The sequence below is a fragment of the Haloarcula onubensis genome, from assembly GCF_031624605.1.
Lineage (GTDB): Archaea > Halobacteriota > Halobacteria > Halobacteriales > Haloarculaceae > Haloarcula > Haloarcula onubensis.
In genome coordinates, this window is record NZ_JAMQOS010000009.1 from 71,178 (window position 1) to 90,621 (window position 19,444).

The 19,444-nt window shown below is 65.0% G+C and carries 21 protein-coding genes; 11 read left to right on the forward strand and 10 right to left on the reverse strand.

From position 1 onward, the window contains the following. Window positions 1-2,070 carry a hypothetical protein gene (locus NDI86_RS21120; RefSeq protein WP_310902253.1) on the forward strand — a complete coding sequence of 690 codons (2,070 nt, stop codon included), beginning with the start codon at window positions 1-3 and terminating at the stop codon, window positions 2,068-2,070. A gap of 95 nt (window positions 2,071-2,165) precedes the next feature. On the opposite strand, the gene NDI86_RS21125 is transcribed toward NDI86_RS21120, so the two are convergent. The 4 genes from NDI86_RS21125 to NDI86_RS21140 all read right to left on the reverse strand — a co-directional run bounded on the left by NDI86_RS21125 (window position 2,166) and on the right by NDI86_RS21140 (window position 6,021). Next, a complete protein-coding gene (locus tag NDI86_RS21125) occupies window positions 2,166-2,996 on the reverse strand; it encodes a formyltransferase family protein (protein WP_310902254.1) in 831 nt (276 codons plus the stop codon). A 256-nt stretch (window positions 2,997-3,252) separates the two neighbouring features. Beyond that, complete coding sequence (gene malQ, locus NDI86_RS21130; RefSeq protein ID WP_310902255.1) at window positions 3,253-4,743, reverse strand: 4-alpha-glucanotransferase; 1,491 nt, start codon at window positions 4,741-4,743, stop codon at window positions 3,253-3,255. A 109-nt stretch (window positions 4,744-4,852) separates the two neighbouring features. After that, window positions 4,853-5,518, reverse strand: coding sequence for a helix-turn-helix domain-containing protein (locus NDI86_RS21135; RefSeq protein ID WP_310902256.1), 666 nt, complete (start codon window positions 5,516-5,518; stop codon window positions 4,853-4,855). Between the two features lie 74 nt (window positions 5,519-5,592). After that, window positions 5,593-6,021, reverse strand: coding sequence for a DUF4112 domain-containing protein (locus NDI86_RS21140; RefSeq protein ID WP_310902257.1), 429 nt, complete (start codon window positions 6,019-6,021; stop codon window positions 5,593-5,595). A gap of 184 nt (window positions 6,022-6,205) precedes the next feature. Between NDI86_RS21140 and NDI86_RS21145 the strand changes: the two genes are divergently transcribed. Continuing rightward, window positions 6,206-6,448, forward strand: coding sequence for a PRC-barrel domain containing protein (locus NDI86_RS21145; protein WP_310902258.1), 243 nt, complete (start codon window positions 6,206-6,208; stop codon window positions 6,446-6,448). A gap of 339 nt (window positions 6,449-6,787) precedes the next feature. Next, window positions 6,788-7,837, forward strand: coding sequence for a glycosyltransferase family 4 protein (locus NDI86_RS21150; RefSeq protein ID WP_310902259.1), 1,050 nt, complete (start codon window positions 6,788-6,790; stop codon window positions 7,835-7,837). Window positions 7,838-7,970: 133 nt separating this feature from the next. Here NDI86_RS21150 and NDI86_RS21155 read toward each other — a convergent pair whose 3' ends face one another. Next, window positions 7,971-8,318, reverse strand: a complete 348-nt coding sequence (locus tag NDI86_RS21155) for a DUF7510 family protein (RefSeq protein WP_310902260.1) — start codon at window positions 8,316-8,318, stop codon at window positions 7,971-7,973. A gap of 263 nt (window positions 8,319-8,581) precedes the next feature. Here NDI86_RS21155 and NDI86_RS21160 point away from each other — a divergent pair, with 263 nt between their 5' ends. After that, window positions 8,582-8,959, forward strand: coding sequence for a hypothetical protein (locus NDI86_RS21160; protein WP_310902261.1), 378 nt, complete (start codon window positions 8,582-8,584; stop codon window positions 8,957-8,959). Window positions 8,960-9,749: 790 nt separating this feature from the next. Here NDI86_RS21160 and NDI86_RS21165 read toward each other — a convergent pair. Continuing rightward, on the reverse strand, window positions 9,750-9,878 hold the full coding sequence (locus NDI86_RS21165; protein WP_310902262.1) for a hypothetical protein: 129 nt from the start codon (window positions 9,876-9,878) through the stop codon (window positions 9,750-9,752). Window positions 9,879-10,000: 122 nt separating this feature from the next. On the opposite strand from NDI86_RS21165, the gene NDI86_RS21170 reads away from it, so the two are divergent. Then, window positions 10,001-11,188 carry an orc1/cdc6 family replication initiation protein gene (locus tag NDI86_RS21170; RefSeq protein ID WP_310902263.1) on the forward strand — a complete coding sequence of 396 codons (1,188 nt, stop codon included), beginning with the start codon at window positions 10,001-10,003 and terminating at the stop codon, window positions 11,186-11,188. An 895-nt stretch (window positions 11,189-12,083) separates the two neighbouring features. On the opposite strand, the gene NDI86_RS21175 is transcribed toward NDI86_RS21170, so the two are convergent. Beyond that, the gene (locus NDI86_RS21175) at window positions 12,084-12,443 is read right to left on the reverse strand and encodes a hypothetical protein (protein WP_310902264.1); all 360 of its coding nucleotides are present in this window, start codon (window positions 12,441-12,443) and stop codon (window positions 12,084-12,086) included. Between the two features lie 168 nt (window positions 12,444-12,611). Here NDI86_RS21175 and NDI86_RS21180 point away from each other — a divergent pair, with 168 nt between their 5' ends. Beyond that, a complete protein-coding gene (locus NDI86_RS21180; protein ID WP_310902265.1) occupies window positions 12,612-13,172 on the forward strand; it encodes a metal-dependent hydrolase in 561 nt (186 codons plus the stop codon). 43 nt (window positions 13,173-13,215) lie between these two features. Then, complete coding sequence (locus tag NDI86_RS21185; RefSeq protein ID WP_310902266.1) at window positions 13,216-13,959, forward strand: GNAT family N-acetyltransferase; 744 nt, start codon at window positions 13,216-13,218, stop codon at window positions 13,957-13,959. Window positions 13,960-14,098: 139 nt separating this feature from the next. Here the strand turns inward: NDI86_RS21185 and NDI86_RS21190 are convergent, their stop codons facing one another. Next, a complete protein-coding gene (locus NDI86_RS21190; protein WP_310902267.1) occupies window positions 14,099-14,956 on the reverse strand; it encodes a CBS domain-containing protein in 858 nt (285 codons plus the stop codon). A gap of 279 nt (window positions 14,957-15,235) precedes the next feature. Here NDI86_RS21190 and NDI86_RS21195 point away from each other — a divergent pair, with 279 nt between their 5' ends. From NDI86_RS21195 to NDI86_RS21210, 4 genes are all read left to right on the forward strand, one after another. Then, window positions 15,236-15,850 carry a prolipoprotein diacylglyceryl transferase gene (locus tag NDI86_RS21195; RefSeq protein WP_310902268.1) on the forward strand — a complete coding sequence of 205 codons (615 nt, stop codon included), beginning with the start codon at window positions 15,236-15,238 and terminating at the stop codon, window positions 15,848-15,850. A 182-nt stretch (window positions 15,851-16,032) separates the two neighbouring features. Then, on the forward strand, window positions 16,033-16,395 hold the full coding sequence (locus tag NDI86_RS21200) for a DUF5789 family protein (protein ID WP_310902269.1): 363 nt from the start codon (window positions 16,033-16,035) through the stop codon (window positions 16,393-16,395). 126 nt (window positions 16,396-16,521) lie between these two features. Continuing rightward, on the forward strand, window positions 16,522-17,145 hold the full coding sequence (gene dps / locus NDI86_RS21205; RefSeq protein ID WP_310902270.1) for a DNA starvation/stationary phase protection protein Dps: 624 nt from the start codon (window positions 16,522-16,524) through the stop codon (window positions 17,143-17,145). Between the two features lie 116 nt (window positions 17,146-17,261). Further along, on the forward strand, window positions 17,262-17,600 hold the full coding sequence (locus NDI86_RS21210; RefSeq protein WP_310902271.1) for a DUF7130 family rubredoxin-like protein: 339 nt from the start codon (window positions 17,262-17,264) through the stop codon (window positions 17,598-17,600). Between the two features lie 161 nt (window positions 17,601-17,761). Here NDI86_RS21210 and NDI86_RS21215 read toward each other — a convergent pair whose 3' ends face one another. Continuing rightward, window positions 17,762-18,109, reverse strand: coding sequence for a hypothetical protein (locus NDI86_RS21215; RefSeq protein ID WP_310902272.1), 348 nt, complete (start codon window positions 18,107-18,109; stop codon window positions 17,762-17,764). Window positions 18,110-18,222: 113 nt separating this feature from the next. Beyond that, window positions 18,223-19,146: a hypothetical protein gene (locus tag NDI86_RS21220; protein WP_310902273.1), complete on the reverse strand. Its 924-nt coding sequence runs from the start codon at window positions 19,144-19,146 to the stop codon at window positions 18,223-18,225. Window positions 19,147-19,444 lie beyond the last annotated feature (298 nt).

Consider the following 19,444-nt stretch of genomic DNA (forward strand, 5'->3'; position numbering starts at 1 on the left):
ATGCCATCTATTCCATCCGACCGACCCGGCAGCGAACTAGTAGCACTCGACGTGAGCGACGGCGACGACCTCCCGAGCGCCATCAACGACGCGCTCGGCGACGGCGTCCAGGTGTACATCCCACCGGGGAAGTACACGGGGAGCCACTCCGACCTCGACTTCCAGGCCGACGACGCGACGGTGTATGGCGACCCCGCGGGCGTCTCCATCGACTGCGACATGGACTCGAACGCCACGATGGACACGAGCGGGACCCTGCGCATCGAGAACATCGACGTACGCGGGAAAAAGCCCGAGGAGCAGGTCAAAATCGACGTCGACCTCAGCGGCGGCCGCCTGGAGTGGGTGAACTTCAACTTCCCCGACGGGACCGCGAACCCGACCGACAGCTACGTCGCCCGCTGTGACAGCGGCACGGGCGAACAGCTCGTCCAGAACTGCTACTACGGGCCCCACGGGAACTCGCTGTTCTACTACTCCGAGCGCAACGTCGACGAGATGCCCGTCACGTTCCGCGGCTGTGCGTTCCACAACTGCGCCGGCCCCATCCGCGCCGGCGGCGTCACCGTCGAGGACTGTATCTACCTCGCCGACGGCACCGTCCCCAACTTCAAGGAGGAGGGGAGCAGTTCCGAGGACGATGGCACCCCGCGGATGTTCAAGTTCGAGGGCGGCGGGAACTCCGTCGTCAGGAACACGGATATCCTCATCACGGAGGACGCCGGCCCCGCCGACGGCCCCTGTGTCGACTGGGGCGGCGAGGCCGACGACTCGAACACCGTCGAGGTCGAGAACTCCCGCTTCGGGAACTTCTGTGGCCGCGAGGTGTTCGACACGGCGAGTGCCCCCGGCGGCGTCGCGGGCGACTCCTCGCTGTCGAACGTGAGCGTCGTCAGCGACCAGCGGTTCTCGGGCGACGAGATACCCGGCGACATCACGAACGGCGACGAGCCACGCAGCGACATCGAGTCACGTCGCTGGAACCCGCTGGAAGGCGGTAGCGGCGGCAACTCCGGCGGCGAGACGTTCGGCCTCCCCAACTCCTTCGAGGTCGTCACCGGCGGCGACGCCGCGGCGCCGGCCACGGAGTACGAGGTCTGGACGCCCGTCGAGAACCCCGAACCCCCGGAACCGGTCGGCGACGGCGGTGAGGCGGGAAACGGTAACGGGGGCCAGCGCGAACTGGTCGTTCGCGCGAGCCCCGACAACCCGGACACGGACTGTGACGTGACGGTCACCGCCGACGGCGAGATTACCTACGGCGACGAGTCCGAAGAGGGGACCGACACCATCGTCGAGAACGACGACGGCACCTACACCGCCACCAGCGTCCAGATGAACCCCGACGCCGTGGATTCGTATCTGGTGGCCGGGTCGGTCACGGCGGTCTCGATAACCGACGGCTACCGGGCGACGCTTACCCTCGACGGCGAGGAACTGGACCTAACCGAGTTCGGGGTCTACAGCGAGCCCCGAGAGCTGGTCCTGCGGGCAAGCCCGGACAACCCGGACACGGACTGTGACGTGACGGTCACCGCCGACGGCGAGATCGAGTTCGGCGAGGAGTCCGAAGAGGGAACCGACACCATCGTCGAGAACGACGACGGCACCTACACCGCCACCAGCGTCCAGATGAACCCCGACGCGGTCGACTCCTATCAGGTGTCGGGGGCCATCACCGAGTTCGTCGTCACCGACGGCTACGAGGTGTCGGTGATGCTCGACGGGGAGACAGTGTCCGTCGGCGACCTCGTCGGCGACGGCGAGGACAGCTCCAGCGATAGCGACGGCGGTGACAGCGACACGCCGAAGGTCCTCGTCATCGACGGTAGCGCGACGCCGGACGAGGCCATCGAGTACGAGTTCAGCGTCACCGGGGAGCTGTCGCGGGACGCGGAGCGCTCCGAAACGGTCAACGAGGGGCTGACTGCCGACCTGACGGCCGACAGCATCGACGGTGCGACCGCCGTCGGCGCCGTCGGCGACGGCCGGGACGCCTTCCGCTTTACCGGGAAGGTCCAGTCGCTCTCCCTGAGCGGGGCCGGCGTCGTCGAAGTGCAGGACCAGTAGGCCCGAGCGGTCTACCCGCGTCGGCGGTCCCCGTCGGCTGAGGGGACCGCGAACGGGTCGGCTCCCGGCAGCCGTCGGTGGTGTCGCCCGCGTCCTCACGCGGGACGGACCATCCGCCGGACGCGATTTCGGTTATTTTTCAGCAGGTACGCGACAACTGCACCGCCCTGGGGCAGGGTCACGAGCTTCCCGGTCTCCGCCGGCTCGGCCGGCGCGAACGCCGGGTCGGTGAGCCGACGGACACTCTCGGTCAACAGCCCCCTGGCTCGCTCGACACAGCGCAGTCGGATGCGCTGCCAGGTGTCGGTATCGGTGATGTCGACGTGCTCCAGCACGACGATGCGCCCGCCGTCGAGGGTCTCCGAGAGCTGCTGGACGGTCACGCCGACACGGTCCTCGTCTTCGAGGAACTCCCAGAAACCGCCGGGACGACCGCGGTATCGACGGATGTCCCCGAAGTGGTAGCTCAACACCCCGTGGGTCGGTGCGGACAGGATATCGCCCTTGAGGATACCGAAGCCAAAGCGGACCGCCAGGTCCGCCTCCGCGGCGACCCGGTCGACCACCTCGGCCGGGAGTTCGTGACCGATACCCTCCGTCGGCAGCGCCGGGCTGTGTATCCACTCGGCGCTCGTCACCCCGGTTATCGTCGAAATCGGGACCTTGCGTTTGTACGTCGGGTCCGGCGTCACCGTCCGGACGACGCCGACCAGCGACCAGAGCGGGTACTCTCCGAACCGGTCCCTGACGTCCCGCAGAAAGTCCGTCGTGCCGTCTCGCCGGGACTCGCTGTCACGGAGGACGACCTGGGTTATCTCGGCGTCGGTCTCGGTGACCATCCGCTGGAGCGCGTCGCGTTGCCACCGCGGCAGCGTGGCGCTGTTGACCAGCAAGGTAGTGGACAGCGTAGCGTCCTCGGTCACCATCGTCCGCCCTCTGTGTGCCCTCGCGCGTGCGTTGGTCTCGAACCAGCCCGCTGGGAAGGCGGCGTACGTAACGGGGTTGGCATCGTCTGTACGTGGCCGCGCAATCGAGCAAAGTAAAAATCCAGTTAGCGTCCCGACAGGAAGGTATGTCTCGGTTACCGAGAGGCGGATCGAGAGGGGGTGCGTAGCGTCGACGACGGTGCGAAACCGTGTGGCGAGCCGACAGCGACGGCCCGCTCCCGCCGCTCCGCCGTGCTTACCGAATCGTCCGGTCGGTCACCAGCATCAACTCGGTGGCGACGTCGTCGTCGAACCCCTCCGAGGTCACTCGCCACCGCCAGTTCCCGGTGGCCGTGCCGGGGGTGTTGAAGCGGGCGTCGCTGTCGAGTCCGAGCAGGTCCTGCATCGTCGTCATCGCGACGACGGCGTTGGAGTTCCAGACCGCCTCTATCATGTCCCACTCGATGCCCTCGCCGTCGGTCCCGAGGTTGTGCCTGAGACAGTCGCGCTGGCGGTCGTCGAGTTCGCGCCAGTAGCCGACGATAGTGTCCGTGTCGTGTGTGCTCGTGTAGCCCACCGCCTGCTCGGGGTAGTGCATCGGCTGGTACATGTGACCCTGCTCGCACCAGTCGGCGTACTGGGGCACTCGCATCCCCGGGAAGTCGTAGTGGTCACGCAGCGAGGCGATGCGCTCGTCGAGGAAGCCCAGGTCCTCGACGAGGAACGGGAGGTCGCCGAGGTGGTCCCGCATCCGGTCGAAGAACTCCCGGCCGGGCCCCTCGCGCCACTGGCCCGCGGCGGGGCTGTCGGCTTCCTCGGGGATGGCCCAGAACTCGTCGAACCCCTTGAAGTGGTCGATGCGAGCGATGTCGACCTGGTCGAACAGGCGGTCGAAGCGCCGGCGCCACCAGGCGAAGTCGTTCTCCCGGATAGTGTCCCAGTCGTACACCGGGTTCCCCCAGCGCTGGCCGTCGTCACCGGGGTTGGGCGGGACGCCCGCCACCTCGGAGGGCTGGTTGTTCTCGTCGAGCCTGAAGACCTCTGGCGCCGACCAGACGTCCGCCGAATCGAGGGCGACGTAGATGGGGAGGTCACCGACCAGTTTGACGCCCTGCTCGGCCGCGTAGTCGGCCATCGCCTGCCACTGCTCGTCGAACAGCCACTGGACGAACTTGTGGTACCGTATCTCGTCGGTGAGTTGCTCGCGTCGCTGGGCCAGAGCGTCGGGGTCCCGCGTGACGAGTTCGTGGGGCCACTCGGTCCAGAGCGCCCCGTCGAACTCGGCTTTCAGCGATATAAAGAGCGCGTAGTCGTCGAGCCACTCGGCTTCGGCCCCACAGAACGACTCGAAGGCCGCCTCGTCGTCCCCGTTCGGGTCGGCCTGGAACGTCTCGAATGCCGACCGGAGCTTCGACTCCTTGAACTCGGTGACGCGGTCGTAGCGGACCTCGTGTGGCGAGGCCGCGTCCGGGGGGTCGAGGTCGCCCTCGTCGAGGTACCCACGGTCGGCGAGGTCCCGGAGGTCGACCAGAATCGGATTCCCGGCGAAAGCCGAGTAGGCCTGATACGGCGAGTTGCCGTGCGCGCTCGATGTCGGTCCGAGCGGGCAGAACTGCCACAGCGACTGGTCGGCCGACGCGAGGAAGTCGATGAACTCCCGGGCTCCGGCGCCGAGGTCGCCGACGCCGTGGGGGCCGGGGAGTGACGTGAGATGGAGAAATACACCACTCTGTCGTTCGAAACGCATACAACCGGCTTCCAAGCACAGCTATTTCAAGCTATTGTCCGGCGGAGGCCACAGCGTCCCCGTGAGTGGTGCAGTTCACGTCGCTCCGTCGGACGGGGGCCTCGGGTCTCTACACTATCTCGTCCGCCATCTCCCCGACGAACAGCGTGTCCTCGACGAGCGCCTCCATCCCCCGACGGAGCTGCTCGGAGAGCGCCTGGTGGGAGACGTCGAGTTCGTCCGCGAGTTCTTCGAGGGTGGTCTCACGGGACACCTCGAAGTAGCCCCGGTCGGCCGCCAGGATCAGCGCCTCGTACTGCCCCTCGGTCAACCCGTACCGACCCGCCGGCTCGCCTTCCAGCTCCCGAATCGAGCGCACGTCGAAGGCGAGCCCGTGGTCCTCGGCGAACTCGTGTGTCCGGGCGAAGTGCTCGCGGTCGGGGAACAGGACGCGGAGGTGCCAGCGGTCACGCCGGCCGACGGCATCGAGTATCGTCGCCTCGCCGTTGGTCAGGATGTTCAACAGGAGGTGGACGTGGTCAATCCACTCCATCTCGTAGAGATACTCCTCGTCGAGCGACGAGAGACACTCCACCGACTCGACGGTGGGGTCGTCCGCCAGCGCGTCCTCTATCGCTTCCTGTGTCGCGTCGCGCATCCAGAGTACGGGAAAGACAGTGTTCTCGCCGCTCTTGACGACGCGTTCGCACTGGACCTCGAGTTCCGGCAGTTCTTGGAACGTGCGATGCAACGCCAGCTCGTCGGACGGCACCGACCCCTGCACTATCGTACTCATACGAGCCGATTCGACGCCCTGCCTAATTAAATGTAAACTAGAAATAATTTGGTCCGGCGGCCCGGGGGATATCGTCAGGATGGCTCGATGTGCCCTTCGAGGAGTCGACGGTTCCACTCGTTTGCCTTCCAGACGGCGTCGAACAGCGACCCGAGCACCGGGACAGAGCCGACGACGGCGTCGACGGTGACAAGCCCGAGCATGGCCACGAGCGTCCGCTTTGGCACGCCGAGGCGCGCGGCCTCGACGATAGGATACAGTGAGATGGCGGCGGCGAGGGCGTCCCCGCCGACCGGCAGGAGACTCAACACCGGGTCCAGACCGAACCGGAACTGCGTTCCGGGCACCCGTATCGCCTCGTCTTGCAGCCTGGCCACCCGCCGGACGCGTTCGAGTGCCGCCGACTCACGGGGCGAGCGGGTGCCGGTCGCCTCGTCGGTCAGGACGGGGTCGTCTGTCGAGTCGGTCGACACGGGGCCGGGTCGATTCGGGTCAGTCGGCATACCGTCCCCTGACGGCCACGGGCAATAGCCATGTCCCTGGCGCGTGCGTGGCCGACGGCGTCGCGACCACACAGAGTCGGAACCGAAGGGTGAGACGGTGAGCGGCGGTTGGCTCCGGTTCGTCCCCCGCTGACCTGCGCCTGCAGGCAGTGCGGTGAGGTATCGACGCGGCGAACGACCGGTGATGCCTTCGAAAGTATCCGAGGACGAAGTCGGGAAAGACGTCGTCGACGCACAGGGCGACCAAGTCGGAATCGTCTCCGCCGTGAAACACGGGACCGCCCACGTCGACCCAGAGCCGGGTATCACGGACAAGATACGAACGACACTTGGGTGGGAAGACACCGACGAAGAGGATTACCCGCTCCAGGAGGAAGCCATAGACACCATCACCGACGACGAAATCCGTCTGGAAAGCGGCCTGTAGCGCCGTCGTCCAGTGGGTCTTTGGCGCTGGAACGGGCCGACCGTCGATGCGTGTCTCCGGAGCGTCGGCCGTCGGCGCTCCGTCTTCGCCGGAGCTAACCAACAGAGAGCCCCATAACGGCCCAGTTGTTGGTTAGCGACCGCCGTCGGCGCGGTCCGGGTACCCGTCACCTCCCGACCGGCCGTCGGCGAGGGCGATAGCACCTCGACGTCCGTCGCGAACCGCTCTTGGATTCCGTCACGCCCCAGCCGAGACGACGCCGATATCCTGCTCGGTGTCCACCGACCACCACAAACGTATTTACCGTATTGACTTGATTTACGAATACGGGTTACTGATATGCCACCGAAAGTTCTGATGCTCGGCTGGGGGTTCCCGCCGAACATCACCGGCGGACTCGACACAGTCGTTGGTGAACTGTACGAGCAACTCGAACCGCGCGACGACATCCAGTTCGAACTGGTACTGCCGGACGAGTACGCCCCGGAGGGCAGGGAGGGCATCCACGGCGTTCCGACCGGTCAGGGCGACATCATCACGCGTATCGGTCGCCTCGCGGGTGATTTCGCGGATATCGCCGCTGACTTCGATATCATCCACACGAACGACTGGTTCGGCTACAACCCCGGGACTCGCGCGGTCTCGACGGCCGACCTGGAGTGGGTAACGTCGTTCCACTCGCTGTCACAGGACCGGAACGTCAACCCGCCCGAGCGGGAGGTCCAGACGGAGCAGCGCGTCGCCAACCGTTCCGACCACCTGCTCGCGGTCAGTCAGTTCACACAGCGACGCATCAAGAAGTTCTACGACGCCGACTCGCAGGTCATCTACAACGGCTTTTCCTCGGTCGAAGCGACGGGGAAAGACATCAAGGCCGAACACGATATCGACGGGAAGATGCTCTTTTTCGTGGGCCGTCACACCGACCAGAAGGGGCTCTCGTATCTCCTCTATGCCCTCTCGAAGCTCCGCCGGGACGACCTGACGCTCGTCCTGGGTGGGACGGGCCACCTGACCGACCAGCTAAGACGCTTCGCCGAACTGCTTGATATCGACGACCGGGTGGTCTTCGCCGGCTTCCTCGCCCAGGAGGAACTGGGGGACTACTACGCCAGCGCCGACCTGTTCGTCTCCCCATCGCTGGCCGAACCCTTTGGCATCACTATCGTCGAATCGCTGTCGGTGGGGACCCGCGTCGTCGCCTGCGAGAGCGGCGCCGCGGAGTTGCTCCCCGAAGACTGCGTCATCGAGGTCGAGCCCGACTCGGAGTCCATCGCCGACGGCATCGAGCACGCGCTCGCGCTCGACACGCCCATCGAGTACGAGGAGCGAACGTGGGAGGACGTGGCCGACGAACACGTCGAGTTCTACAACGAAATCCTCGAATAGCACCGCGTCGGGACGCTATCGTGGAAATCCGTCAGGAGAATTTTGGCCTGTCAGAGTCCGCTGTGGCGGACTCGGCGGTCGGGACCCGCGGTGCCGGAGAGGGCGGCTGTGTATCGGAGAAAGCGGCTGTTCGTTACCGGAGAAAGCGGATGTCCGTTATCGGTTCCGGGTGGACGATGAAGTAGCCGCCGGCGGTCGGTTCCATCCCGGTGACCGACGACGCGTCCGGGTGCGTCGAGTACGGGCTCTCCTGGGCGCCGCTGCGCGGTTCGTAGGGGCTCTCGTAGGCGCCACCGCCGGGTTCGGCCTCGCGGTCGAAGTCCTCCGGCGGGAGATATATCTTCTCGCCCGACTCCGACCGGACGATGACGGCCGTATCACGGTCGCCCGTGACGCGAATTTCGGTCCGTCCGTTGCCGATGTCCATATCGAAATCGACCGATTCGAGCGGCATCTCGTCGTTTCCGGAACTCTCGCTCATGGCGTGAGAATGGAGGGTCATTTACTTAGTCCTTCGCCACACCCTCGGGCCAGATACTGACCGACTATCCGTCTCGGCTGGACCGCGGAGATGCGGGATGTCGGGTAGTTTAGGCCATACGGCAGGGTCTGCGACCGGGTGTCTACGACCGGATTCTGACTTGCTGGTGAGTACGTGACTACCGACGAGTCCGCATATGAAACGACTAAGGATATCACCCAGACACGACCAGGTTCGAGTGAGAACGTGGCAGGTTCAACTGTATGATAGATACGACACAGATTCAGATAGCTGCCGTCGTGTTCCCGATTATCGTCCTGATTACTAACTTCGCTATCAACTCCGTGACCGACGAGGACGACCGACGGTATCGGATATTCGTCGGCGGAATGGGGATACTGGGACTGCTTACGGCGATGATAGCCGCGATGCTCCTGTTCATCGGTGGGTTTCTGGAACTCCAGATCGGCGTCGCCTACCGATTTCTCATGGTGTCGGTCGTAGTGATATTCTTCCTCTCGCTTGGGATCATGGTCCACGAACTGTCGCGAGGCCTCGACGCCGACGCCGACCGCGTCTACGTGTTCGTCGGCATCGGTGTGTTCGTGAGCCTCTCGGTCGTCCTCCTTCGCGTGCTGTGACGACTGTGGAACCGATTCCGGAGGACTGAAAGTCCGAATCCGACAGAGGGCGTCGTCCCTTCGGGGATAGCAGGCTACGGTCCGGCAACACGAACCTCAGTCCGGAGTTGGTAGGTCGCGACGGGTCGAACTGGGAGTAACCAACAGAACACCGACTCCCGACGGCTGTTGGTTAGGACTGGCGTCCGACGCCCAGGACAGGGCGGCATGAATTGTACGGTATATTGAGCGAGGCATGAAATATGAGGGGACACACCCACCCCACTGGTTCCGCTGTTAGCGGAGAAGAACGGCACCACCCCCCATGGGAGGGGGGTGGTTTGTCATTCAGTGAAGAACGGTCTACGGATATGGTTCACACCCAAACTATTTAAACTTATTTACTAGAGATAGAAACTTACCTGCTAGCGCTAGAACCTTATCCGCTAACTCTCGAAAGCTAGCTTCCTAGTTCTAGAATGGCCTGCACAACGACCGGCACGACATTCTAGAAAGCCTCCTGAACGCGGACCGCTCTTTCTAGAGCGTCTCCAGAGACAGTGACGGACGAAGATTCCGTCAAACAGTGCTGTTCGGCTAGACTAGCGCCGTTCCGCTCAAACAGCAACCGAAAGCTCTCTCCACGACAGTCTCCTCGCGACTCCGCCCCAGCCTCCATCTCTTCACCCCTCCCCACCCCCCTCCCCTCGACATCGCTAACAGCGGAACCAGTGGGGTGGGTGTCCCGAAGAACAGCACTATCCTGGCATGGACATCCCGCCACTTTCACACTCTCCTCACACCCACCCATTCACTCCCGTTTCTCACTCCCGTTTCTCACTTCCTCTCTCGCTATCCGCCCCACATGATTTGCTCTCCTCTCCTCTCCTCTCCTCTCCTCTCCTCTCCTCTCCTCTCCTCTCCTCTCCTCTCCTCTCAAGCCCACTCGACGCTAACAGCGGAAGCGGTGGAGTGGGGAATATATAAACTAGCGCCAACAGCGGAAGCAGCGGAAACAAAGGAACCAAAGGTTAAGTCCCTCCCGCTCTCACACCGACTCGAATGAGTGACCTCTCGTTTACACCTACTTCGTCGATATTCGAGAAGCGCGAGGCGCTGCTGGAGGAGTGGACGCCGGAAGAACTCGTCGGCCGCGACAACGAACTCCAGCGGTACCACGCCGCGTTGCAGCCAGTCATCAACAACGAGAGCCCTTCCAATATCTTCCTCTACGGCAAGAGCGGCGTCGGCAAGACGGCCGCGACCCGGTATCTACTCAACGCGCTCAAACGCGACGCCGCGGACGTTCCCGAACTAGACCTCCACACCGTCGAGATAAACTGCGACGGACTCAACTCCAGTTACCAGGCCGCTGTCGCTCTGGTCAACGAACTCCGCGACCCGGCAAAGCAGATATCGAACACCGGGTACCCACAGGCCTCCGTTTACCAGTTCCTCTTCGAGGAACTCAACCAGGTGGGCGGTACCGTCCTCATCGTCCTGGACGAGGTCGACCACATCAAGGACGACTCGCTGCTCTACAAGCTCCCGCGGGCGCGCTCGAACGGCGACGTGACCGAGGCGAAACTCGGCGTCATCGGTATCTCCAACGACCTCGACTTCCGGAACCAGCTCTCCTCCAAAGTCCGATCTAGCCTCTGTGAGAAAGAAGTCTCGTTCTCCGCCTACGACGCTCAGGAGCTCCAGCTCGTCCTACAGCAGCGCGATTCGGTGGCGTTCAAAGAGGGCGTCCTCGACGACGGTGTCGTCCAGATGTGTGCCGCCTACGGCGCAAAGGACTCGGGGGACGCCCGACAGGCGCTCGACCTCCTGCTCGAAGCCGGTGACCTCGCGCGGGAGTACAACGACGACCTCGTCACCGAGGCCCACGTCCGCGAGGCCCGCCAGCGTCTCCAGACGGACCAGGTGGTCGAGGGTATCAGGAACTACTCCGACCACGGCCAGCTCGTCCTGTACGCCCTGACGCTGCTCGCCGAGCGCGACGAGACTCCGGCCCGGACGAAGGACATCCTGGCGGCCTACCAGCAGGTGGCGAACGAGAACGGGATGGACCCGGTCTCGCTGCGCTCCGTTCGGGACTATCTGGGCGAACTGGACCAGCTGGGCATCATCTCGTCGACGGAATTCAACCGCGGGAAGGGCGGCGGGAAGTACAAGGAACACGAACTGGAGCAGTCGGTCTCCTCGGTGAAGACGGGACTGTCGGAGATTCTCGACGCGACGCCCTGACCCCACCGGTTCCGCTGTTCCGGGCACGGGATTCGACACCGTCGGTTCCGCTGTTAGCCGAAGACCCGAGTAATCCGACCTTTCTCCGTCCAAAGCGCGGCTAGGACGCTCCGACTGTGGCCGCCACCCCACTGGTTCCGCTGTTACCACGACGTGTTCGATTAGACCCCACTGGTTCCGCTGTTAGAACCGGGAAGCAGACCGATATCCCGGCGTTTCGGCCGGACTACAGCTGCCTCAGTTACGAATGGTCTACCCCACTGGTTCCGCTGTTATCCCATCCAGCTACCCCCACCGGTTCCGCTGTTAGGACCCGGCTCACGACACCGCCACTTCCGCTGTTAGAGCGGTCCGGTTCGCCGCCGGGTGTCCCGGGTTGGGCGCACGTCGGACACCGTTGGTTCCGCTGTTATCCGAGCGAACGAGTGGGGGACCCCACTGGTTCCGCTGTTAGACTGGCAGGTAGTATCCGGGCCGAGCCATCCGAACGAGAGAGATGTCCGATGCCGAGGGCCGACCACGAATTAACCAACAGACAGCCGAATTCAGGGCCGAATGTTGGTTAACCGCGTGGGAGACGTCACTTGTGCCGACTGCAGAGATGGGGAGTGGTACACGGGCCGACCGACAGCGACGTGTGAGAGTATCTATTGCGACCGGGACCTGGAGTCTCCACTGGGATACCCAGCAAGCGATAAGGCGATTCACAACTCGATTATCGCCTGACGGATTCACGTCTCGAAGTTGCGCCAGAAATAGCCCGATAGAACTCTACTATCTGTCGAAAGGGAAATATATGTCGAAATGGGATAATATGTCTATAAAATATAGTCATATACCCACAAACAGCGAGAAATAAAAATGAAAATCGAAAATCTGGCACTGAATCGTTTCTTCACACCCCTGGGACACCAGTCGCCTCGAACGTGATAAAGCCGATTAGGCCGAGGACGAACAGTACGACGACAGACGCGAGCCAGGCGATAGCCGCGATACCGGCTGCATCCACCCAGCCGCCGGGGTAGCGGGCGTTGATGACGCCGAGGTACGCGACGAGCGCGAGGAGTGGTCCGAGAAGCGGTATCCAGCCGACGAAGAAGGCGACGACCGCCCAGACGAAACCGGCGATAAGGGCTGTTACGATGGCGTAGCTGTAGTCCTCGAAGTCGGCTATCACTCGGGCACCGACGTATATCCCGAGTGCGCCGACGAGGAGATTCACCACGAAGACGACGAGAGAATCGACGAGTGCCATGACGAACACCGACGGCGGTCCGGCGCGTAGTTATACCGAGCTTATGACGGCCTGGCCCGACGGTAGTGACGGAGCCGGGCCGGTGGCGAGAAAATAACTAACTGCGGCGAAATCCCTGTTTACTTATCTACAGTTACAGAAGACACTCCCGTCACAGAGGTACCACGGATGGTTGATGTCATGGGCCATCTCGCGATGGCACTGCTGTGGGCGTTCCCGGCGTGGGCGCTCTGGGAAGAGCGCGTGGCGCCCCTCTTCGTCGGGTTCGCCGTTACGACGGCGATGCTTCCCGACGTAGACCTCGTCTTGCGCGCGGTTCTCCCGATACAGCATCACGGTGTCACCCACACTATCGTGTTCGTCACGGCCGTGGCTCTGGTCGCAGGTGGCGTCATCGAGTACGGGCTTCGCTCCAGGCTCGAACGGGTGTGGCTCGGCGAGCGCGGCTACCGCCTCACGGCGGGGACGCTGTTCGTCTTCGTCACCGCGGCGCTCTTGTTCGGCGGCTACAGCCACCTCTTCGCGGATATGCTCTCCGCGCCAGACATCGCCCCGCCGGTGAACCCGTTCTGGCCGTTCTTCGACAAACCGTGGTCGGTCGACGTTATCTGGTACAACTCGAGGATGTGGAACGCCGGCCTCCTCGTCGTCGCCGTCGTCCTCCACGTCCTCGCCGCGACGGCCGAACTCTCCGTCCCCCACCGCTGGGGTCTCGAGCGAAGCGAGTGAGTCGCGGCCGGGTCCTTTTCGGGCCCGAGCGACTACGGCACCCATGGAAATCCGAGACGCGACACCGCCGGACAGCACCCGCATCGAACGCATCGCCGAGAGTTCTTTCCAGTCGTCGTTCGCCCTCAGTCCCGAGGAAATCGCGACGCTGGTCGACGAGCGGTTCTCCGAGGAGGCCCTGACGGCGCGGCTCTCGGACTCGGACGGCTGGTTCCTCGTGGCCGAGGCCGAGGTCGACGGTGAAACTATCCTGGGCGGGTTCCTCGATGGCACTCCGGGCGGGCGAATCCGCTGGCTGCACGTCGACCCCGAAGCGCGGGGCCAGGGCATCGCGACGGCCCTGGTCGAGCACGTCCGCGACGCGCACGACGACCGACCGCTCGCCTGGGAGGTCCTCGAAGACGCTGTCGAGGGACACGGGTTCTGTGAGCGGTTCGGCCTCACGGAAGAACGCCGAGACCGGGTCGAAATCGGTGGCCACGAGTTCGGGGTGACCCGGTACACTGAGGGGAACCGGTCCGATGAACCCAACGAGCCGGCCGTCCGGGTGCCCGAGACGGTCACCGCCGGCGGCGAGGCGCGGCTGCTCGACCGCGACGACCGAATCCCCGGCCGCGAGGCCCCGTTCTTCCGCACGTTCACGTCGTTCGACCGCGAGTCCGCCTACGGCTACTTCTGCTCGCAGTGCGGGAGCACCGACGTCACCGCCGACGGGCTGGACCGACTGGAGTGTGCCGACTGTGGCAACGTCCATCTGGCCGACGAGTGGGACGGCGGCTACCTCTGAAGACCGCGAGGGCCCATCCCCCAACGGGTCGGGCCAGCGTCTGCCCGCAAACGCAGCGGGTGGCGGCTCTCGCTGTTACGGACGGGGTGGGACCGCCATCGGACGGTGAGGGCGGGCCGTCAGGTGGGGAAATTGCTCCCTACAGCCGGGGCGACTGGGACTGGACGGTGTCGGCGACTTCGCTGACGACACCGCCCAGTAGGACCAGGGCGTCGTCGAGCGTGACGATACCCCGGAGGGCGCCGTTGTCGTCGACGATGGGCAGCCGCCGGACGCCCTCGTCGCTCATGACTTCGATGGCGTCGAAGATACTCATCGACGGGTCGGCGGTGAAGACGTCGCCGTGGAGCAACTCTTCCGCCGTCCGCTGGGCTATGTCCGGCATCTCTTCCAGCGCGAGTGCGACCTTTCGGTCGGTGATGATACCAATCGGGCGGTCGTCCTCGATGACCACGACCGAGCCGACGTTGTGTTCGGACATCTGCGCCACGACGGTTCGTACCGGGGTGTCCTTGTCGGCGGTGACGACGTCTTCGGTGATGATTTCGTTGACCCGGATGGGTTTGAGCAGCGGCTGCTGGGCGCTGGGGTGTTGTGGTCGCTGCTGCGGTTGCACGCCGGTCGGTCTCTGTTCCGCGCCGACGGCCGCCTGTTGGCTCCCCTGGCCCGGCAGCTGCTGTCCCGGTATCGCTCCGGGCGGCTGCTGTGAAAGTTGCGGCCGCTGCTGGGGTTGCTGCGTTTGCTGGACCCGCTGGGCTTGCTGCCCCTGCCGGGGCTGCTGCGGTGCCCCTCCAGGGCCCTGTGGCGCCGGGGCCTGCTGGCCCGTCACTTGCTGTCCTTGCGCCCCCTGGACCTGCTGTGGAGGTTGCTGGGGCTGGAGTGGTTGTCCCTGTCGGGGCTGGGGTTGCTGTCCCGGCTGGCCGGTCGGCTGCTGGCCTGGCGTCGCCTGTTCTCTCCTGCGGTCGTCTGCCGGTGTGTATCCGTGGTTCGGTGTCATTGTGATGTACACGCTCCGCTGCTGGCCGCCGGTGGAACCGTTCGCTCCAGTGTCAGATAAATCCTTGCCGGTATCCCGACTCCGGCCCGCGGTTTGCCACGGATTGACCGCGAGACAGCTGGTGACCCTCGCCGTCACCGACCATCGGCAGCGAGGCGCGCCGAAACCGCCCGAAAAGCCCGGCTTACTCGCGTAATCTGGGTGAAAACAGCCGAATCGTCGAGCGACTTTATGTGTTCCCGTCGGTAGCTACCACTACCGGACCGGCCAGAGGAGAGTATGACATCGGACGACACTGACACATCACGGGCGAGCGACGAGGACGCCGAGGCGGCGTCCACCGAGGATGAGGCGGGTGAGCCACTCCGGGACTCGGAAACCGGGAAATTCCTTCCCAGGGACGAACAGCCTGCTTCCGAGTCGGAGCCCCACGAACCGGACGTCTCCGGCGGGGAGACCCGCGAGGAGCCACCGGACGAGTCGGCCGCGGCGCTCGACGACGAACCGGACGCGGGAGAACCGGCGCCCGACGAGCCGACTGACGAGTCGGCGCACGCGGGAGACGAAGGAGCCCCGGGCCGCGCGGCCGAGGCTGAACCATCGGATTCGGCCGCCGAGTCGGACACTGAAGAGGCGCCAGCCCAACCGGATACCGAGGAGACGGAGCAGGAGTCGTCGGAACCGACGGACACCGCGCCGACCGCTCGGCCCGACGCACCGTCGCCGTCGCGCGGTCCCGGCAACACCACCGCGGCCCGCGCGGCGAACCGGGGCGTCTTCGTCCCGAACCCGAACGGATACCCGCGCCCGGCGACCGCGTACCTGCCGACACATCCGTGGCTTCGCCAGCCCTCGCGTCCTCCGGCCCACGAAACGGTGATGCACCGCCGCTGAGCCGGTCCCGCGTCCGCTGGCCGGACGCCACGCGAGGACCCGACACCGCGAGCGTCCGCGCTCCCCTGTCGGCCGGAACTTCACAGCTCCATTACTGTGAAGTACTGCCCCGCAGGCGACGTCGTCCCTGAACTGTCAACCGCTGGGACAGACCTTTCGGCGCGGCCACACTACCTCTGCCCATGCGTGACGACGATTCCTACGACCCGGACCCGGAACGCGTCCAGTCGGAGTCCATCGAGCGGCGCCACGAGCGGACCGAGACGGTCGAAGACGCGCTGGGACACGTCGGCGGGTTGCTCGAGGAGGCGAAGTATCCGGTCACCGCGGAGGAACTGTCCGTCGAGTACAGCGACGAACTGCTCGACCTCCCCAACGAGACGGAGTCGCTGGGCTCGGTGTTCGACCGACTCGTCGACGAGCGGTTCGAGTCCGCCGAGGAAGCCAGAGAAGCGGTGTACAACGAGGTGACCGGGGAGGCCGCCGGTCCGGAGGAGTACAACGACGAGCGAGCCGTGCGGGAACTCGACGACGAGGAGGGCTGACAACGCCGTACGCCCCAGACCGAACCGTCGGTCGGATGCGGGCGCTGTCGGTGAGCCTGTCACACGACATGACAGGACACTAACCTTTTACAGGGGCGGGGCCGTACCGTGCAGTGGAGATACAGTATGAGCCACTCCCAGCAACCCGTTCGACAGCAGCAGCGCCAGCCAGCGACCGAAAACGCCGGTGCGGACCAGTCCGTCACCGCACCCGTCGGGCAGCAACTGCCGACCCGCAGCTACCTCCCCGAGAACGTCCGGGCGACGAGTGTCGGCCTCCTCGACCAGGCGGTGGCCGACCTCTCGGCGGTGAGGATGCAGCTACAGCACGCTCACTGGAACGTCAAAGGCATCGAGTTCTACCAGCTCCACGAACTGTTCCAGGAGCTGTACGAGAGTCTCGAGCCACACATCGACGCCGTCGCAGAACGCTCTAGCGCGCTCGGTGGGCAGCCGATGGGCACCGCGGCCGCCGTCGCACAGCAGACGTCGATTCCGCAGCTGTCCCACGGCGCGACCGACGGCCAGTCGATGCTCCGGGAGCTGGCTGACAGACTGTCCGTCCTCGACGCCAGCCTCTATCAGCAGATAGAGACCGCCAGTCAGCAGGGCGACCTCGACACCGCGGACCTCCTCAACGAGGTATCCCGCGACGTGACCAAGGCGCTCTGGTTCGTCGAGTCACACCTGCAGGTACCACAGTCGGGCGGGGCGACACACCAGCAGGGCGCTGTCGCTCCCCAGCGGTAGGGCGACGCGGTCCCGTAGGATTCCCGGCGCCCCTTCGTGGTCACTTCTGACCCGTTCGACGTAGCCCGATACTGTCACGCAAACAGAGTTTTCAGGGACCGGCCCGAATCGGTGGTATGACCGGACGAGGCGAGACACCCGACCGCGAAGCCGACGCTGAAGCGACCGAGGAAGCCACGGCCCTGTCGTTCGGGCAGGTCCTGTACGACGACGCGGGCCGTCCCGTGGGGAGCGTCCGCGGGATGGAGGCCGGCGGCGTCTTCCTGACCACCCGAGACGGCGTCGAATCGCTCAGCGTCGAACACGCCCGCTCGGGCCACGCCTTCGGGCAGGCTGAGTTGATGTGGCGCTGTATGAACTGCGGAGAGATGGGCGACATCGACGGTGACCTCCCGGCGAACTGTCCGAACTGCGGCGTCGACCGTGAGGACCTGATGTACTGGACGGAGGACTGAACAGTCTCCGGAGCCACCACGACGCGGGGAACTGTCCGCTGACTGTCGGAGCGACAACTGAGAGAAACGAGGAGGCGGGAGCCGCCGCCCGACAGGTCCCTGGGCGGCGGTGACGGGCGTGACTGTCCGCGGCGTCAGTCTACCGGGTCAGACGGGACGAACTATCGGCCGGACTGGCCGGGGCCGCGGGGGAACTGCTGCATCTGCTGTTGCTGTGCGAGTCCGCCGCCCTGCTGTGTCGGCGCTCCCTGTGCCATTCCGCCCGGACGTCCCTGCTCGGGGACGCCGGTCGGCTGCGGGGCCTGCTGGACCATCTCGTCGGGGAGGACGAAGTGAAGTTCCGTGATGGGGACGAAGCCGTCGGCTTTTCGTTCCTCTTCCTCCTCTTCTTCCTCTTCCTCGCCGCCTTCCGTGGCTCGCTCCATCTCCTGGAAGAACAGGACGCCGGAGTCGATCGCTTCGAAGTCGGCACACTGTATCGTGGTTCCGTCTTTACAGATAATCTGCACGGTGAAACACCGATTAGATGTTCACCTGGCCGACAGATAAGTACTACCGAGCTAGTACTGGTATCATCCCATTACTGGGACTTACGCGGCGAAAACGGCGGTGGGGACCGGCCTCAGGTGTTGTCGACCGGGGCCTCGGAACTCCCCGACTCCTCGTCCGGGACGCCGCCGGCGACCGCCAGCCGGCGGCCGGACTGTGCCAGCGACTGGGGCTGCTCCTGGACCGGCTGGGACTGCTCTTCGACCGGTGCCGGCTGGGTCTGTCGCTGGACCGGCGGCTGCTGTAGCTGCTGTCCGGCCGGCTGCTGGGGCGGCTGCTGTATCTGCTGTCCGGCCGGCTGTTGGGGCGGCTGCTGTATCTGCTGTCCGGCCGGCTGCTGGGGCGGCTGCTGTATCTGCTGTCCGGCCGGCTGCTGGGGCGGCTGCTGTATCTGCTGTCCGGCCGGCTGCTGGGGCGGTTCCTGAGCCGTGCCTGCGGCGGGCGGCTGCTGACTCCCCGCGGGTGTCTGGGATTGGCCGACCGGCTGTGCGGGCGGCTGTGGCGGCTGGGACTGGGCCATCGGCTGCTGGGACTGGGGCGACATCTGGGTTCCCTGACTGTAGCCGGTGGACTGCTCCCGTGTCGGCTGCTGGGTCCCCGCCCGCTGCTGGCCGCCGAAGGCGGCGCCGGGCTGGAACTGCTGTTGGCCCGCCCGGAACTGCTGTTGGCCGAAGTCGCCGGCCTGCTGGATGCCCTGCTCGGTCATCTGGGCGGCCTGCTGGATGCCCTGCTCGGTCATCTCCGTCGCGTTCTGGGCGGCGCTGTCGACCGTCTGGAAGTAGGTGTCGAGCGCCTCGCGGGTCAGTTCGGCGCCGCGGTTGCCAAGCCAGTTACTCATCTCCAGCCCGTTGAGGAACAGCTTCCCGGCGCTTTTCTGGAGTTCGATGGACTGTTTCAGCGGTATCTCGACGGCCTGGTCCATCGCCTCCTGCCCGATGTCGAGCGCGTTCTGCTGCATCTCTATCGCGTTGCTCATCAGCTGGTTTGTCTGTTGCATATCGGATTGACTCATAGTTTCTCGTGAGGCGTAGTCGGCGCGCGTGATGCACACAGGTCGGGTCGCGCGGTGGGCCGCGCAGTAACGGTGGCCGGGCCGTTCGCGGTTCACCGGCCAGTACCCGGCGACGCGCTACACCTCGTTCGTGTGCATCGATGAGGATGGCTGTGGCAGTAATAAACCGGGGGCACCGTTCAGCCAGTAAGTGGTACTCCGCCCCACGGACGGCGGTCCGAATCTCCGGCTCACCGGGCGTGGCCGCCACCTCTCGGTCGGTGGTCGTCGACGCGGTGACCCG